Source organism: Streptococcus sp. HMSC065H07, from assembly GCF_001837325.1.
Lineage (GTDB): Bacteria > Bacillota > Bacilli > Lactobacillales > Streptococcaceae > Streptococcus > Streptococcus salivarius_H.
Window position 1 is genome coordinate 939 of sequence record NZ_KV832054.1, and the last position, 842, is coordinate 1,780.

1 protein-coding gene is annotated in these 842 nt (G+C 39.2%); it reads left to right on the top strand.

The window, feature by feature from the left end; all coding sequences use genetic code 11:
• Nucleotides 1-79: 79 nt before the first annotated feature.
• Nucleotides 80-842 (top strand): transporter substrate-binding domain-containing protein (locus HMPREF2637_RS10365; RefSeq protein ID WP_070840191.1); only part of this gene is annotated, 763 nt, incomplete at its 3' end.

Sequence of the window (842 nt, forward strand, 5' to 3'; positions counted from 1 at the left end):
CTCGTGCGGTTCAATTCCTTTCTAAGATTATCGATCACAACTCTGATAATGTCCAAGTGGATGCCTAAGGAGGTTGCCTATGATTTTCAAAAAAATCTTACGTTACCTAACTGTTGCAAGCTTGGCAATTCTCACTATTTTTCTTATCACGAGTCACAAGACTAAGGCGGAAGACACTAGTAAGCTTCTTGATAGTAAAGCAGTCCAAAAGATTGTTAAGCGAGGGACACTCAATGTCGGTGTGAAGCAAGACGTTCCTAACTTTGGTTACTATTCTGCTAAGACTAATACCTACGAAGGTATGGAAGTTGATCTTGCTAAGAAGATTGCTGATGAGTTAAAAGTTAAAGTGAATTATATCCCAGTAACGACGCAAACTCGTGAACCACTTATGGATAACGGTACTATCGACTTGCTTATCGCTACCTATACCATTAATGATGAACGTAAGGCTTCTTACGCTATCTCAACTCCTTACTACTATGACCAAATCGGTTTCTTGGTTCTTAAGGATTCAGGGATTAACAAAATCTCAGACTTGAATGGTAAGACTATTGGAGTGTCTCAAGGGGCGTCAACTAAGGCTGCGTTGCAAGAGTACGCTTCAGCTAATAACCTTAAGTTCAACTATGTTCAACTCGGATCTTTCCCAGAGTTGGCTGTTTCTCTTTACGCTCACCGTGTAGATGCTTTCTCAGTTGATAAATCTATCCTCTCTGGATATGAAAGTAAGAAAACTAAAACCTTAAAAGAAGGTTTCAAAACACAAGAATACGGTATTGCCTCAAGCAAGTCTAACCAAGAGTTAATTGATTATACCAACGATTTGATTGCTAAATGGC